Source organism: Ensifer sp. M14 (assembly GCF_003355565.1).
GTDB lineage: Bacteria > Pseudomonadota > Alphaproteobacteria > Rhizobiales > Rhizobiaceae > Ensifer.
The window spans coordinates 1-15284 of the sequence record NZ_QJNR01000004.1; the positions used below are offsets into that span (position 1 = coordinate 1).

Consider the following 15284-nt stretch of genomic DNA (forward strand, 5'->3'; position numbering starts at 1 on the left):
GGCCAACGGATGGCCCGCGCAGGATATCGACGCTCTGATGCCGTGGAACTTCGAGCCGAGCGTGATCGGCTAACCGCTTACCCTGAACCTAGCTGTTGGCAGGTCAGATTTTGGTAGAGCGTTGAAGACACATAGCTTGCCTCAATGTCAGTCGACCTTGAAGCGCACGACGATACGATCGCGGCAACACATGCCACGGCAACAATTTTAGTTTTCACGGATATCCCCCCTGATAGTCCCAGCGGGAACATATTCACGGCTGAGTTGCAGTCAGCGGTCGGGCATTAAAAGACGATACGTCCAGCCCTGCCAGCCAAGACTGCAGCAATCCTCTGTGAGCAACGATATCGTATCGAGAACATGTTCGGCAGGATGAAAGATTGGAGATGCGTTGCGACCAGCTGCTGCCGGCGGGCTTATACGTTCTTCTCGGCTATCCTCATCTCCGCAACTTGCTGCAATTGGCTCGATTAGGAGTCCTGAGCCAAGAAAGCCCTCCGTTTCGCTTTTGACACCCACTTTGGATTCGACCTCGTGGCATTACGGATTTCCCAAATGCTTCTTTAAAGGGAAAGTCATCTCTGCCATAAGAGCGCGAGGAACGCACGCGTGCGTGGTGGAGGTTAGAATGCCCGAAATCAGTATCGGTTTGGCTGTTTACAATGGAGGACATCACCTCCGACTGGCCATCGACTCGGTATTAAAGCAGAGCTTTGCTGATTTCGAGCTGATCATCTCCGACAACGCATCAACCGATGAAACGGAAGAGATTTGCCGGGAGTTTTCGAACTGCGACAGCAGGGTAAAATACTTCAGGCAGACAAAGAACATCGGCGCAGTCAATAACTTCCGCTTTGTTCACGAGCAGGCAACCGCTCCATTGTTCAAGTGGGCAGCTCATGATGACTGGATCGATCTGGATTGGTTGTCTGTTCTGGTACCTGTCGCGAAAGACCAGCGCGCTATTGTTTTCGGCCAGCTGCAAATGGTGACTTACGACGGCCAGAATATGACGCATCAGGCCAACGGGCGGGAACTGCAGTATGTGGGACCGGCGTGGTCGCGACAACTGGCATATGCTATCGAGCCCGCGAACCTTGGAAAAGCGAATGTCATCTACGGCATTTTCCCGACGGACGCGATTACGGAGGAAAGCCTCAGAGTTTTCTCAACCTACGGCGCACCTGGCGATGTGATGATGATGACCGAGTGCCTCCGTCGTCTCCCAATCGTTTACGGCGGCCCCAGTCGCCTGTTCAAAAGGGCGGCGTCGCCGCGTCTGCCCGGCGCGGTGAAGGAGAAACGGGCATCCATCTTCGAGCGCACCATGTTGCGCCAATTCTTATCTCTCGGTCCGACATCGTTTCGGATCGGCTACCTGCTGCTCTATCCAGTTGCGCTGGGACGTATGAAATATGGTCGCAAGCTGCGCCGACTTCGCGCTCGACTGCTCGGCAGATCACTGGCCTGAAACTCCCAACTGCCATACCCGGTCTCGAAACCTTCGTCATAGCGCATCGAAGCATGAGCTACGGAAGGGCCGTCAACGCCAATGGAGGTCTTGGGCTCCGCACCTGCCCGGGCTGAAAAGTACCATCAAACGCAAGCCGGCGGGTGCACCAATGGCTTGCGGGAGCGATAGTGCGGGTATCAGTATCAGTCAGCGACGCCGATCTGCGACAGATCGCATCCCGCCGGGACAGGTGCGGAAAACCGGTCCCGCTTGCGTTCCCGCTAGCTGAGGCGTTTCAGGTATCCACCAGGGGCGACCGTGATCAGAAGTTTGTTGTCGATCGACTGGTCGACTTCGAACTCCGGGTGCTCCTTCAGATACTCAGCTACGGCCGATTTCGGACTATCGCCAGGGCCCCATGGGCGGTCGCCCGACAATTCCTTTGGCAGATCCTCGACCACGGTGTCGAACACAACGCAATAGCTGCCAACGCTGGTCAGGGGTGCATAGAGATTGAGCTCCTCGAGAACATGCGCATGCGTATGATTGCTGTCGAGGCTGACCAGAACGCGCGAGTAACCCGCCGCCACCTTGCGAACCTGCTCCACGATCTCGGGCGCTATGCTCGAGCCCTGGATCATCTCTATCCGCGACGCCATCGGGTGGGCCTCGATCGCGGCCTTGTTATGGGCGCGGATATCGATGTCGATGCCAAGAACCTTGCGCTTCGGCTTCGCCGGATCAACCATTTCGCCCTTCTCGGCGGCTTCCGACAGCTCCAGCAGGGCCAGCATCGAGGCGCTGAGGATCAGCGAGCCGCCATGGGCAATGCCGGTTTCGATAATCAGGTCCGGTTTCACGGCCCAGATCAGCTCCTGCATGGCGACCATATCCTGCGGATACTGGATGATCGGCCGGCCCAGCCAGAAATAATTGTAGGAATACTGTGAGGCGATCGACGTGCGCATGAACTGGGCGGCGCTGTCGTTCAGGTCCTTACTTGCCGGCACGGCTGCCAAGCGGGCTTCAACCTCCTTGGCGAAGTCACTCATTGTCGATCCCCACATAGGTATAGGCGTTATGAGACAGCATTCGAATTTCCTCGAGATAATTGGAATTCATGACGTAGATCGTCGATCCATGTGGAAGTTTCGCCAGCGCGTCTTCCGGCGAATGCACCATGAGGCCTGTCGCCGGCAGAAACTTGCCTTGCTTGGCCGGATTGATGTCGATGACCATATCGACCGGCTGTCCCTGACGGGACTTGAGCAGCGAGAAGGTAACACCCTTCGACGCGCCGCCCCAGATCGCCGAGCTGCCGCCGGGCGCGATCGTGTCACCAAGCGTGCGGGTGAAGTCGGCGGGGAAACGCACCCGATCGGCTTCCTCGCACACCGGCGGGCGCAACGAGTCGAGCTCCGCCACCACATAGAGATACTGGCCACCGAAAATGCGACCGCTTTCGATGACCGTGCCGAAGATCCGGTGGAAATCGGAGAGGCGGAAGTAGTTGACGTGCTCGTAGAATATATCGAACCAGGCGCGGTGCTCCATGATCCAGTCGAAGCAGGGCACCTCGAGATAGATGCGCCCTTTGCCGCCGTTCGCTCTGCTGAGTTCGACGAGGAAATCGTAAGGGTTCTGGATGTGCTCCAGCACATGGCGAAGGATCAGGCCCTCCCCCTGCACATCGACACCCGCCTCGAAATAGTGTCGTTTGACGCGCGGATTGTCGCCCTCGTAGGTCGGGTCGAAACCGGTGAGGTCAAAACCTTTTTCGAGCAGCATTTCAAGGAATAGGCCTTTGCCGCAGCCGACCTCTACCAGGTTCCGGCGACCCATCGTGCGTTCGACGATGCCTGAGACCATTTCCAGATGCTGGTGGAAATGCTGGCTGACGCCCTGCTCGTTATTGTAGTTGCCGTCGTAGTCCATGAGCTTCGGGTCGAACGCATCATTGTCGATGAGCCCGGTTTTCAGGTTCTGCACCAGCCGGATATCGCCCTTGGCGCAGCTTTGCGCTTCCGCCGCCGTCGAATAGACGCGGTTCTGGAATGTCGGCAATTGTGACTGCTCGTAAAGCAGCGCTTTGTCTTTGGTCGTCATTTCATCACCTAGTTAATCCCACGACGCATGGAGGATCTACCAGATTGTCGGGGCGCGCGCCGAATCTCAGAAGATCGCGGCGGTTATATTCGTCGGCCAACCGCTCGGCTATCTGCCGCACCGTGACCGGCGTGCCCGAGCATATATTCGCAGGCCCGGTTTTGTCCCCCAGCCCGATATCTGCAATCTGTTTTCCCGCGTCGCGGACGTCCATGAAATCGCGGATCTGGCTGCCGCTGGTCAGCTCGACCGGATTGCCGGCGGAAAGCTGCGCCCGCAGATAGGGAAACAGTCGCCGCTCGTCTTCACCCTCGCCAAAAAGATAGAACAGCCGGCACCAGGCAAAAGCAATGCCGTGCAGCGGCAGCCATTGCGACAGCGCCATGAAAACCGCGGCCTTGGCACCTGCGTATGGGCTGATCGGACGAAGCGGGGTGTCCGTCGACAGCATGCCGGCCGACAGGTCATATTCGAAACAGGTGCCAACGCCGACAAACCGCCTGACGCCCGCGAGCGCCGCCGCCTGCGCCATCCGCAGCGTGCCTTCGAGGCAGACGATGTTTTCTGCCGAATGGAGATATTTGCCGGGCTCCGCATACCAGGCAACATGTATGACGGTATCGATGCCTTCGAACGCCCTCGCCCACCACTCGACCGTTTCGCGAAACAGGTCCGGTGTCGTAACGACCTCTTCGACAGCGGAAAGATCGCCAAGTCGGCTTTCAGTCGATCCCTCGCGAATGACCAGCCGCACAGAGGCGCCCCCTTCGGTCAGGGCCCGCAGCACCTGGCGACCGACGAAACCCGTACCTCCGGTCAGAAGAACGTGGTTCGTCATGTGATCTGTAACCTGGGCACGGCGGTCACGAATTTCGTGCCCTGTCCGGCGAGCGATGCAAGCTGCTGGCGGACTTCCGTCGCGATGTTCCACGGCAGGATCAGCACGTAGTCCGGGCGGTTCCTCATGATTTCGTCCGGATGCAGGATCGGGATATGGCTACCGGGCATGTACTTGTTCTGCTTTGCCGCCGCCGCATCGCAGACGAAGGGCAACAGATCGGGTTTGACACCAGCAAAGTTCAGCAGCGTGTTGCCCTTGGCCGCGGCGCCATAGGCGGCGATCGTCTTGCCGTCGCGTTTGGCCTGCAGCAGGAAAGCCAGCGCATCGTTCTTGACCTGCTCTGCCTGCCGCTGGAATGCGGAATAGGGCGCGGTGGTCCGCAGCCCTTGCGTTTCCTCTTCGTCGAGCAGCGTGGCCACCGCATCCGTAGTCCGCCGTGCGTCGTTGGCGTGACAGCCATAGACGCGCAGGCTTCCGCCGTGGGTTGGCAGCTCTTCCACGTCAAAGACCTTCAGGCCGACGCTGTCGAAGATCTTTGCGACCGTAAAGAGCGACAGATAGGAGAAGTGCTCGTGATAGACGGTGTCGAACTGATTGTGTTCAATGAGCCGCATCAAGTGCGGGAATTCGAGCGTCACGGTACCGCCGGCTTTCAGCGCGGCCTTCAAGCCACGGGTGAAATCGTTGATGTCCGGCACATGAGCATAGACATTGTTGCCGAGAATGAGATCCGCGCTTTTTCCCTGTGCCGTCAGCGCGGTGCCGACCGCCTCACCGAAAAACGCGCGCAAGACCGGCACGCCGAGTTTTTCCGCGGCATCAGCAGTACTGTCCGTCGGCTCGACGCCCAGGCACGGAATGCCGGCGGCGACGAAATTATTGAGGAGATAGCCGTCATTGGAGGCAACCTCGATGACCATGCTGTTCAGTCCCAGACCGAGCCGCGTGGTCATCATCTCGGTATAATGCTTCGCATGCGCCAGCCAACTGCTAGAGGCGCTGGAGAAGTAAGCATATTCGGCGCTGAACAGCGCATCGGCAGCCGCATAATCCTCCGTCTGCACCAGCCAGCACTCCTCGCAGACCTTGAGCCGCAAAGGGAAATAGATTTCCGGCTTGGCGAGATCCTCGACAGTCAGGTAGGCATTGGACGGGGGCGCGAAGCCGAGGTCCAGGAAATCGCACCGAAGTGTGGAACCGCAGTGGCGGCAATTCATGGCGTCAATCCCGCAAATTGATCTGTCAGATAGGGGTGTTTTTGGTCGCGCTCGGACATTTCGGCGATCTCGAGCGGCCAGGCGATGCCGAGAGCCGGGTCCTGCGCATGCAGCGCACCTTCTGAACCGGCGATGTACGGCATGGAATGCAGATAGAGCAGCTCACAGTCGGTGGTGAGCGCCTGGAAACCGTGCGCGAAACCTTCCGGGATCAACAGCGCACGGCGATTTTCTGCAGAAAGTTCCTGCGCATGCGATTTCAGGAAGGTAGGCGAACCCGCCCGCAGATCGACGGCGACATCAAGAACAGCGCCGCGGACGCAGCTGACCAGCTTCATCTCTGCATGTGGTGGATGCTGGAAATGCATCCCGCGTATGGCGCCTTTTTTCGCCGTCATCGTGAGGTTGATCTGGGCAATCGGCTTCAACCACCCAGCAGCGCCAAGCTCATCTGCACAGAACATGCGGCTGAGGAAGCCGCGCGAGTCCCCATGGTTCTGGCGTTCGACCAGTTTGAGACCTGCCAGCGGCAGGTCGATGACGGTGAACCGGCTCAAAGGTGGGCCTCGTAGTCGCGGATTTCAGCTTCGCAGAGGGTCCGAACGTCAGCATCGTCGTACTGAGCGCGATACCATTTCATCGTCCGATCAACGGCCTCGGCCAGCGACCATCGTGGTTCTATTCCGAGCATATGCCGCGCTTTGGCAGTTTCGAGGGCAAGCCAGCCTGCCTCGTGCGGCCCCTCGGTTCCGTCGCCATATTTGACTTCGCCGCGGCCATAGGACGTGCGGGCAATGTTGATCACCTGCCTTACGGAAGCAGCATCGTTGCTGGCTGGTCCGAAATTGAAGGCGTCGGACAACGATGGATCGCTCCACAGCCGCTCGGCCAAAACGAGATAGGCGGAAAGCGGTTCAAGGACATGCTGCCAAGGGCGCCGCGCTTCCGGCCGGCGCACATGCAGAACTTCGCCAGATTGCCACGCGCGCACAGCGTCCGGCAGCAGCCGGTCGGTCGACCAGTCGCCGCCGCCGATGACATTGCCAGCACGTGCACTGGCGACAGCCACGCCCCGCTCGCGAAGAAACGAATCTCGATAGCTCGCAATGACGATTTCGGCGGCTGCCTTGCTGGCACTGTAAGGATCGTAGCCACCGAGATGATCGGTCTCCCGGTAGGGAAAGGCATGTTCGAGATTGCGATAGACCTTGTCGGTGGTCACCGCCAAGACAACACGCGTGGAAGGTGTCGAACGTACCGCGTCGAGAAGATTGGCAGTGCCCAAGACATTCGTGGCAAACGTGCCGAGCGGATCTTGATAGCTCGGCCGCACCAGCGCCTGGGCGGCGAGATGCAGGACGATCTCGGGCGCGGCGGCTTGCACCGCTTCTGCAAGCCTGACGCTGTCGCGAATATCGAGGATATGGCTTTCCGCATCCGTGCGCGCCAGCGTGAAGAGGTTTGGCCGTGTCTCGGGAGCGAGCGAAACACCGGTGACCCTGGCGCCCAAATGGCTCAGCCAGATCGCCAACCAGGCGCCTTTGAAACCGGTGTGTCCTGTCAAAAGAACGGATTTTCCCGTCCAGAAACTTCTGTTTGGTCTGGCGCTACCCATTACTGCCAGATCTTCCATGGTGCCTTTCCCGATGCCCACAGGTCTTCGAGCATATTCTTCTCGCGCAACGTATCCATCGGTTGCCAGAAGCCGTCATGTTCATAGGCCATGATCTCGCCCTTGGCAGCGAGCGTCGTCATGGGGTCCGCTTCCCAAGGCGTGCTATCACCTTGGATCAGATCAATGCACTTTGGCGACAGGACAAAGAAGCCACCATTGATCAGGCCGCCATCGCCGCGCGGCTTCTCGACGAAACCGGTGACCTGATTGCCGCTACGTTCCAGGGCACCATAGCGGCCCGGTGGGTGGACGGCCGTGACTGTGGAAAGCTTGCCGTGCCCCCGATGAAACTTGATGAGCTCCGTAATATTGACGTCGCTCAGCCCGTCTCCATAGGTGAAGCAGAAGCTGTCCTCGTCGCGCAAGTAATCACCGACGCGCTTCAGACGACCTCCAGTCATGGTCGCTTCGCCGGTGTCGATCAGTGTGACTTTCCAGGGGTCCGCGCTGCGCCGATGGACCTGCATCTCGTTCAAGGCCATATCGAAAGTGACATCCGACATATGCAAGAAGTAGTTGGCGAAATACTCCTTGATGACATAGCCTTTGTAGCCGCAGCAAATGACGAACTCGTTCACGCCATGGGCAGAATACAGTTTCATGATATGCCAGAGGATCGGCCGACCGCCGATCTCGATCATCGGCTTGGGCCTTAGATGCGTCTCTTCGGAAATACGGGTTCCCAGCCCGCCGGCCAGAATCACAACTTTCATTTCCATCTCTTCCAAGAAGTCTTGGTCTAGCCTCATCCGCTGTCAATTCATGGAGCAGAGCACTTCGACTTGTCAACTGAGGCACGAAGTCGACACCTTATCGGCGTGCAATTCTCAATGGAAAAATTGGGTAGGGCCGGCTCAAATCTCAATGCAAACCAACGGCACGACGAGTCTTGAATGGAAGAGCGCTTGGCGGTCTGCGTTAAAGTGCAGGAGCCCACTTGCAAAAACAAAGGGAAACAAGGCAACCCTACAAAAGTTTGTCGTCATTTGAAAGAAAATGGTGCCCGGAGGCGGATTTGAACCACCGACACGCGGATTTTCAATCCGCTGCTCTACCAACTGAGCTATCCGGGCATCCTGCCGTTGCGGGCAGCGGTTCCTTTCGGAACCCTCGGGGCGTTGTTTGTGCCCCGGAAGCGAGCGGGGTTATAACATGATGTTCGGCGGTGTCCAGCACCAAATGAAAGTTTTTTGGCAGTTATTTCAAAGAGTGTGGAAAAAGCCGAAAAACTGAGGATATTCAGGCAGATCGCGGTCAGCGATCGTCGTCGTCGGCTTTCGACTCGTCGTCCGCCACAGGAATGGCGTAGGAGCCCGAGAGCCAGCGGTTGAGGTCGACGTTGCGGCAGCGGTCCGAGCAGAAGGGATAGTGCTCACGGTGCGAGGGGCGCCCGCATTCGGGGCAAGGACGCGGTGCACGCAGGGGCGCTACATTCGAGCCCGTCTTCTTGTCTTCGTCCGTCACTGCCTTCAGCCTTCCAGCCAACGGTTGTGAACGTCGTAGCCTTCGCCGACCAGCAGGCCGACCGTCTCGTAGAGCGGCAGGCCGACGACGTTGCTGTAGGAGCCGACGAGCTTGACGACGAAGCTGCCGGCAATACCCTGGATGCCATAGGCGCCTGCCTTGCCGCGCCATTGGCCGGAGGCAAGATAGCTCTCGATGTCAAAACCGGAAAGGCGCTTGAAGCGAACCTTGGTGTCGACCACCTTCTGGCGCAGCGTCTTGTCCGGCGTGATCAGGCAGACGCCGGTGTAGACGCGGTGGCTGCGGCCCGACAGCAGATGCAGGGCGCTCGAGGCTTCACTGACGAGTTCCGGCTTCGGCAGGATGCGCCTGCCGACGCAGACGACCGTGTCGGCTGCCAGGATATAGCTGCCATCCCAACCGGCTTCACCCTTGATCGCAGCCAGCGCCGCCTTCGCCTTCTCGGCAGAAAGACGACGCGCCAGCGAGCGCGGATGTTCAGCGCGCTTCGGCGTCTCGTCGAGATCCATCGGCATCAGGCGCGCAGCCTCGATGCCTGCCTGGGCCAAAAGCTCGACGCGACGCGGCGAGCCGGACGCCAGTATCAGTTTTTGAGCCTTTGTCATCGGAACGCGCCGTCACCCCAGAGATATGATGAAGCCACCTGTCGGCGGTTTACTTGAAGCGGTAGGTGATGCGACCCTTGGTCAGGTCGTAGGGCGTCATTTCGACAAGCACCTTGTCGCCGGCCAGAACGCGGATACGGTTCTTGCGCATGCGGCCTGCGGTGTGGGCAATAATTTCGTGTTCATTTTCGAGCTTCACGCGGAAGGTCGCATTGGGAAGCAATTCCGTGACCACGCCCGGGAATTCGAGGACTTCTTCTTTCGCCATGTAGGACTGTTCTTTCTGTGTTTGTTCGGGGATACGACACGCATCCCGAAAAATTCGCCGGAAACTACACAATCGACGAGGATTTGTGAACCGCTTTGCGCCGGCTTTTCAGCTTTTGTACTGCCTGATACCAACCTGCGTTGATATTGATCGATTGCGCCGGAGTGATTTTGGTTTCCGGCAAGGAGAAATCCGCAACCGGACCCGAGCGGTCCGGTGAGGATTGTCGACGCCATCAGGAGGCCAAAAGCGCCCGGCCCTTCGGGTGGGCCATCTATCGTCCCACGCAATAGATCAATATCAGCGCAAGGTTGGTATTAAGCCTTTTCGCCCGCGGGCGCCACTACCAGACGGCGATTAATCAGCGTGGTAAGATGATCGCGAACAGCGCGATAGGCATCGACAATCTGCTCGCGCGTGCCGGTGGCAACCGTCGGGTCCGGCGTCGGCCAATAGACCACGTCGACGGCCATGGAACGCGTCAAATCCAGCGCGAGGTGATGGGCCTCCGGCGCCAGAGTGACGATGAGATCGAAGTAATCGTCCTCAAGCTCGTCCAGGGTGCGCGGCTGATGCCGCCCGATCGACAGGCCGACCTCGTCCAGCACCACGTCGACGAAGGGATCGCGCTCGCCGTGGCGAACGCCAGCAGAGGCAACATAGGTGCCCGCCGGCAGAGCGGCCTTGGCAAGCGCTTCGGCCATCGGCGAGCGGATCGCGTTCATGCCGCACATGAAGAGAACGGAGCGGGGCGTTGTCGGCTGGCGCTTCGCGGATCCCGTCATCCCGGTCTCCGCCGTCATCCGCGCCAATAGAGCACGCAGACGAGCGTGAACAGGCGGCGGGCAGTGTCGAAATCGAGCCGGATCTTGCCGGAAAGCCGGTCCATCAGCGTCTGCGAGCCCTCGTTGTGAATGCCGCGGCGCCCCATGTCGATCGCCTCGATCTGGCTCGGCGTCGCCGAACGGATCGCCTCGTAATAGCTTTCGCAGATCAGGAAGTAGTCCTTCACGATCCGGCGAAACGGCGTCAGCGAGAGAATATGGGTGGCGACGTCACTCCCCTTTTCTGTCGAGATCGCAAAGACCAGCTTTGCGTCCATCAAGGAGAGGTTGAGTTTGTAGGGACCGCCGGGGTGGCCGACCGGCTCGAACAGGTTTTCTTCGAGAAGGTCGAAGATCGCAACCGCGCGCTCATGCTCCACATCGGGCGTCGAACGGCCGATCGTCTCGTCCAGTACGACATCGCAGAGGCGCTGGTTGCGGTCAGCCTTCATCCGGCATCCCCGAGATTGAGGCGGATCGCGACCGAACGCGCGTGGGCCTCAAGCCCTTCGGACCGCGCCAGCGCGATCGCGGCCGGTCCGAGGATGCGAAGCTGCTCCGCGTCCAGGCGCAGGATCGACGTGCGCTTCATGTAATCGAGAACGCCGAGGCCTGAGGAGAATCGTGCTGAGCGCGCCGTCGGCAGCACGTGGTTCGAGCCGCCGACATAGTCGCCGATGACTTCCGGCGTGTGGCGTCCGACGAAGATGGCGCCGGCATTGCGGATCTTGGCCACCATTGGCTCGGGATCGGCAAGCGCCAGCTCCAAGTGCTCGGCGGCGATGCGGTTTGCAAGCGGGATGGCCTTTTCGAGGTCCGGCACAAGGATGATCGCGCCGAAATCGCGCCAGCTCGCCGATGCCGTCTCGGCACGCGGCAGGGTCTTCAGCTGACGCTCGACCGCCGCCTCGACCGCCTCGCCGAAGGCTGCATCGTCGGTGATCAGGATCGACTGGGCGCCGACATCGTGCTCGGCCTGCGCAAGCAGGTCGGCGGCGATCCAGTCCGGATCGTTGTCTCGGTCGGCGATGACGAGCACTTCCGAAGGGCCGGCAATCATGTCGATGCCGACGGTGCCGAAGACCTGGCGCTTGGCGGCGGCGACATAGGCGTTGCCCGGGCCGACGACCTTTGCGACAGGTGCGATGGTCGCTGTGCCATAGGCAAGGGCAGCCACGGCTTGCGCACCGCCGATCCGGTAGATTTCCTCGACGCCGGCAAGACGCGCTGCGGCCAGCACCGCCGGGTTGATCTTGCCGCCATTTGCCGGCACGACCATGACGATGCGCTCGACGCCTGCGACCTTCGCCGGCAGCGCGTTCATCAGCACCGAGCTTGGATAGCTCGCGGTGCCGCCCGGTACATAGAGCCCTACGGCGTCCACCGCCGTCCAGCGCGAGCCGAGGCCGACACCCATCGTATCCTCGTAGATATCGTCCTTCGGCCGCTGGCGGGCATGATGCGATTCGATGCGCACGGCGGCGACCTTGAGCGCGCCCAGCACTTCCGGCTCGACGACCTGGATCGCCGCATCGATCTCGTCGGCGCTGACGCGCATCGGCGTCGTTTCGAAATCGATGCCGTCGAAGCGGGCGGAATATTCCGCCACGGCCTGATCGCCGCGCAGGCGGACATCGTCGATGATCGCCTTGACCGCCGCGTTGACGTCCTCGGAAACTTCACGCTTGGTGGTCAGGAATGCCGCGAACTGCTGTTCGAAGTTACCGTCGAGATAGTTCAGCCTGATTGCCAACGCAAAATGTCCTTGTGGTATGCCTGTGTCGCGGGGTTCAAACGCCTTCGGGGTGCCGGGGCTTGAAAGCGGTTTCCCATGCCCCGCCGGTATCTGCAAGCTGCACCTCGATGCATTCCACATCAAGGGCGATGGAAGCTTGACCGGCAAGCACAAGTTCGACGGTGCCTTCCGGACCTTCGCCGGCGACCGCGAACGTCACCGCCAGCAGATCGAGCACAGCCTCGCCATTTCCACGATCGAAGCCGAGCGAGCGCACGGCATTCACCCGCTTGAACAGAAGCACGGCACGCCGGCGCTCGAAGGAACGTCGCTTGCCATCGGCCATCTCCCAGACGAACCGGTTGACGCTGAGCGAAAACTGCTTGCCGCGGGCATCGTATTCCAGTCCGGAAACCTTGAACACGGCATCCTGGACGTGGGCAGAGACGACGGCCAGATCCTCTTCATCGAGCGCCAGCAGCTTCAGACCATCCATGCCATCCATTCCTTTCGCTTTCGTCGCACATCTTGCGTGCCACAATTGAAATGGACATAGGACGTCGCGCCTGAAACCGCAACGGCATCAGGCGCGACGGGCAAAATCAGTCGCTGACGCGCTCGACGTGGGCGCCGCAACGGGTAAGCTTTTCTTCCAGCCGCTCGAAGCCGCGGTCGAGATGGTAGACGCGCGACACCATGGTCTCGCCTTCCGCCGCCAGACCGGCGATGACGAGCGACACAGAGGCGCGCAGGTCGGTCGCCATCACGGGCGCGCCCTTCAGGCGGCTGACGCCTTCGATCTTGGCCGTCTGGCCCGACAGCGAGATCTTGGCGCCGAGGCGGGCAAGCTCCTGCACGTGCATGAAGCGGTTCTCGAAGATCGTCTCGGTGATGTGCGACGTGCCCTTCGCCATGGTCATCAGGCCCATGAACTGCGCCTGCAGGTCGGTCGGGAAGCCCGGGAAGGGATCGGTGACGATGTCAACCGGCTTGATGCCGGCGCCATTGCGCACAACGCGGATGCCGCTGTTGGTCTCGGTGATTTCGGCGCCGGCGCGGCGGATTGCTTCCAGCGCTGTGTCGAGCAGCGCCATGTCGGTGTCTTCGAGGATGACGTCGCCACCGGTCATGGCAACGGCCATGGCATAGGTGCCGGTCTCGATACGGTCGGGCAGCACGCGGTGACGGGCGCCCGACAGCGAACGCACGCCTTCGATGGTGATCGTCGCCGTGCCCTGGCCGGTGATCTTGGCGCCCATGGCGTTGAGGCAATTGGCAAGGTCGACAACCTCAGGCTCGCGCGCGGCATTGCCGAGCACGGTGGTGCCGTTGGCAAGCGTCGCTGCCATCATCAGCACGTGGGTGGCGCCGACAGAGACCTTTGGAAACGTGTAGCGCGCGCCGATCAGGCCGCCTGCCGGCGCCGTCGCGTTGACGTAGCCGCTGTCGATCTCGATGTTGGCGCTGAGCGCCTGCAGGCCCTCGATGAACAGATCGACCGGGCGCGTGCCGATGGCGCAGCCGCCCGGCAGCGACACGCGGGCCTTGCCTTCGCGCGCCAGAAGCGGGCCGATCACCCAGAAGCTGGCACGCATCTTCGACACGAGTTCATAGGGAGCGGTTGTGTCGACGATGTTGCGGCAAGTGAAATGGATCGTGCGGGCGTAGCTTTCGCCCTGGCGCTCGCGCCGGCCGTTGACCGAGATATCGGCGCCGTGGTTGCCGAGAATGCGGATCAGCTGCTCGACGTCGGCCAGATGCGGAACGTTTTCCAGCGTCAGCGTGTCGTCGGTCAACAGCGATGCGATCATCAGCGGCAGGGCCGCGTTCTTCGCGCCGGAGATCGGGATGACCCCGTGAAGTTCATTCCCGCCTACAATCCTGATGCGATCCATGAGGCCTCTCGAACGGGCTTGGCCCGCCTTTCCAAAAAAATGAAGTGTGTCTGAAGGCGCCTCTTTAGGGGAGACGCCGCGAAATTAGAAGTGCCTTGAACGCATGGCGGCCATTGCCGCCTGCCATTGCGAAAGACCGCCGAACGGCGCCCTCCCCGTACTAATCGTCCGATTCGTCCGTTTTTGCGGCAGGCAGGCCGATCGCTTCATCGGGCTGACCGGAGCGGCGCGCGCGCATCTGCTGTTTGCGGCGCTGGAGATTGTCGCGCAGCGTCTTGGCAAGGCGCGCCTTTCTTAAGTCCTGCTCGGTCGTGTCTTTCGGCTTGCGCTTTGCCGGCGCATTCTCCGGCTCGGCCAGCGGGACTTCGCCCTCAGCGCTTTTCTTGTCGTCTGTTTGCATGCTGGATGCATTAGCGCAAAACCAGGGGGTTCGGAAGCCGAAACGGATTTTCTCACAGGACAACAGCGAAAACTTCAAAATGCTGCTTGCGCTCCCCGTCCAGCTATGGCAATAGCCGCCTCGCTTGATGCGGCTTGTCAACGAACCGGCCGCGAGATGCTGCTATAGCTCAGGGGTAGAGCACTCCCTTGGTAAGGGAGAGGCCGAGAGTTCAAATCTCTCTAGCAGCACCATTTTCCCCTTTGACTTGCCTCGAACCTTTATCATCATTTGACGGAGCCAAACCGCGCTGCGCACTCATGTGTGCATGGCCGCGCAGCTTGCCCAGACATCGACAAACAAAGCCTTGCAATCGTCACATTCAGCTCTTATTTGGCGGAAATCGATATTGCTGACGAACTTTGTGTCGGCGCCCTAAGCGCGTGAGAGACGGACTTCCCTCTTCAAAATCGGTTATCCTGATCCGGAGGTTTGTTTCCGGGAATGTCTATTACGAACGATTGAAAGGGAATCGTCATGGCTACAGGCACAGTAAAGTGGTTCAACAGCACCAAGGGTTTCGGCTTCATTCAGCCTGACGACGGCAGCCCTGATGTCTTCGTTCACATCTCGGCCGTTCAGCGCGCAGGCCTTTCCGGCCTCAACGAAGGTCAGCAGATCAGCTACGAGCTGACACGCGACCGCAAGACCGGCAAGTCTTCTGCAGACAACCTGCAGGCCAAGTAATTTTCGCGCGTCGTCGCCAACGCAGATGTGCGGGAGGCGGGACAGCGAATGGGA

At 60.1% G+C, this 15284-nt stretch carries 18 protein-coding genes, 2 tRNA genes and 1 pseudogene; 4 read left to right on the forward strand and 17 right to left on the reverse strand.

Going from position 1 to position 15284, the window contains the following annotated elements:
* Window positions 1–336 precede the first annotated feature (336 nt).
* A pseudogene (locus tag BLJAPNOD_RS35845) lies at window positions 337–474 on the forward strand (IS5/IS1182 family transposase); the annotation flags it as partial.
* 154 nt (window positions 475–628) lie between these two features.
* On the forward strand, window positions 629–1471 hold the full coding sequence (locus tag BLJAPNOD_RS00100; RefSeq protein ID WP_115418509.1) for a glycosyltransferase family 2 protein: 843 nt from the start codon (window positions 629–631) through the stop codon (window positions 1469–1471).
* Between the two features lie 263 nt (window positions 1472–1734).
* Here BLJAPNOD_RS00100 and BLJAPNOD_RS00105 read toward each other — a convergent pair whose 3' ends face one another.
* The 17 genes from BLJAPNOD_RS00105 to BLJAPNOD_RS00185 all read right to left on the reverse strand — a co-directional run bounded on the left by BLJAPNOD_RS00105 (window position 1735) and on the right by BLJAPNOD_RS00185 (window position 14504).
* Window positions 1735–2505 carry a cephalosporin hydroxylase family protein gene (locus BLJAPNOD_RS00105; protein ID WP_115418510.1) on the reverse strand — a complete coding sequence of 257 codons (771 nt, stop codon included), beginning with the start codon at window positions 2503–2505 and terminating at the stop codon, window positions 1735–1737.
* Window positions 2498–3559 carry a class I SAM-dependent methyltransferase gene (locus BLJAPNOD_RS00110; RefSeq protein WP_115418511.1) on the reverse strand — a complete coding sequence of 354 codons (1062 nt, stop codon included), beginning with the start codon at window positions 3557–3559 and terminating at the stop codon, window positions 2498–2500. The genes BLJAPNOD_RS00105 and BLJAPNOD_RS00110 overlap by 8 nt, the downstream gene beginning before the upstream one ends.
* 4 nt (window positions 3560–3563) lie before the next feature.
* Window positions 3564–4397 (reverse strand): NAD(P)-dependent oxidoreductase, encoded by an 834-nt coding sequence (locus BLJAPNOD_RS00115; protein WP_115418512.1) that lies wholly within the window; start codon window positions 4395–4397, stop codon window positions 3564–3566.
* A complete protein-coding gene (locus BLJAPNOD_RS00120; RefSeq protein ID WP_199565872.1) occupies window positions 4394–5617 on the reverse strand; it encodes a class I SAM-dependent methyltransferase in 1224 nt (407 codons plus the stop codon). Before BLJAPNOD_RS00120 ends, BLJAPNOD_RS00115 begins: the two co-directional genes overlap by 4 nt.
* A complete protein-coding gene (locus BLJAPNOD_RS00125; RefSeq protein WP_115418514.1) occupies window positions 5614–6174 on the reverse strand; it encodes a dTDP-4-dehydrorhamnose 3,5-epimerase family protein in 561 nt (186 codons plus the stop codon). The genes BLJAPNOD_RS00120 and BLJAPNOD_RS00125 overlap by 4 nt, the downstream gene beginning before the upstream one ends.
* Window positions 6171–7250: a CDP-glucose 4,6-dehydratase gene (rfbG, locus tag BLJAPNOD_RS00130; protein WP_115418515.1), complete on the reverse strand. Its 1080-nt coding sequence runs from the start codon at window positions 7248–7250 to the stop codon at window positions 6171–6173. Before rfbG ends, BLJAPNOD_RS00125 begins: the two co-directional genes overlap by 4 nt.
* Window positions 7232–8005: a glucose-1-phosphate cytidylyltransferase gene (rfbF, locus tag BLJAPNOD_RS00135; RefSeq protein WP_115421062.1), complete on the reverse strand. Its 774-nt coding sequence runs from the start codon at window positions 8003–8005 to the stop codon at window positions 7232–7234. The genes rfbG and rfbF overlap by 19 nt, the downstream gene beginning before the upstream one ends.
* Window positions 8006–8289: 284 nt before the next feature.
* Window positions 8290–8365: transfer RNA gene (locus BLJAPNOD_RS00140), tRNA-Phe, on the reverse strand.
* Window positions 8366–8546: 181 nt separating this feature from the next.
* Window positions 8547–8756, reverse strand: a complete 210-nt coding sequence (gene yacG / locus BLJAPNOD_RS00145) for a DNA gyrase inhibitor YacG (RefSeq protein WP_077504377.1) — start codon at window positions 8754–8756, stop codon at window positions 8547–8549.
* Window positions 8757–8761: 5 nt separating this feature from the next.
* Complete coding sequence (locus BLJAPNOD_RS00150) at window positions 8762–9382, reverse strand: Maf-like protein (RefSeq protein WP_077504378.1); 621 nt, start codon at window positions 9380–9382, stop codon at window positions 8762–8764.
* A gap of 49 nt (window positions 9383–9431) precedes the next feature.
* On the reverse strand, window positions 9432–9650 hold the full coding sequence (infA, locus tag BLJAPNOD_RS00155) for a translation initiation factor IF-1 (protein WP_004435948.1): 219 nt from the start codon (window positions 9648–9650) through the stop codon (window positions 9432–9434).
* A gap of 317 nt (window positions 9651–9967) precedes the next feature.
* Window positions 9968–10435: a low molecular weight phosphatase family protein gene (locus BLJAPNOD_RS00160; RefSeq protein WP_115418516.1), complete on the reverse strand. Its 468-nt coding sequence runs from the start codon at window positions 10433–10435 to the stop codon at window positions 9968–9970.
* A 14-nt stretch (window positions 10436–10449) separates the two neighbouring features.
* Complete coding sequence (locus tag BLJAPNOD_RS00165) at window positions 10450–10926, reverse strand: UPF0262 family protein (protein WP_115418517.1); 477 nt, start codon at window positions 10924–10926, stop codon at window positions 10450–10452.
* On the reverse strand, window positions 10923–12227 hold the full coding sequence (hisD, locus tag BLJAPNOD_RS00170) for a histidinol dehydrogenase (RefSeq protein ID WP_115418518.1): 1305 nt from the start codon (window positions 12225–12227) through the stop codon (window positions 10923–10925). The genes BLJAPNOD_RS00165 and hisD overlap by 4 nt, the downstream gene beginning before the upstream one ends.
* 37 nt (window positions 12228–12264) lie before the next feature.
* On the reverse strand, window positions 12265–12705 hold the full coding sequence (locus tag BLJAPNOD_RS00175) for a DUF2948 family protein (protein WP_115421063.1): 441 nt from the start codon (window positions 12703–12705) through the stop codon (window positions 12265–12267).
* Window positions 12706–12811: 106 nt separating this feature from the next.
* Window positions 12812–14104, reverse strand: a complete 1293-nt coding sequence (gene murA, locus BLJAPNOD_RS00180; RefSeq protein WP_077504382.1) for a UDP-N-acetylglucosamine 1-carboxyvinyltransferase — start codon at window positions 14102–14104, stop codon at window positions 12812–12814.
* 160 nt (window positions 14105–14264) lie between these two features.
* The gene (locus tag BLJAPNOD_RS00185; RefSeq protein WP_077504383.1) at window positions 14265–14504 is read right to left on the reverse strand and encodes a hypothetical protein; all 240 of its coding nucleotides are present in this window, start codon (window positions 14502–14504) and stop codon (window positions 14265–14267) included.
* Window positions 14505–14662: 158 nt separating this feature from the next.
* Between BLJAPNOD_RS00185 and BLJAPNOD_RS00190 the strand changes: the two genes are divergently transcribed.
* Together BLJAPNOD_RS00190 and BLJAPNOD_RS00195 are read left to right on the forward strand one after the other, a co-directional pair.
* A tRNA-Thr gene (locus tag BLJAPNOD_RS00190) sits at window positions 14663–14737 on the forward strand.
* 283 nt (window positions 14738–15020) lie between these two features.
* On the forward strand, window positions 15021–15230 hold the full coding sequence (locus BLJAPNOD_RS00195; protein ID WP_025425871.1) for a cold-shock protein: 210 nt from the start codon (window positions 15021–15023) through the stop codon (window positions 15228–15230).
* Window positions 15231–15284: the final 54 nt, after the last annotated feature.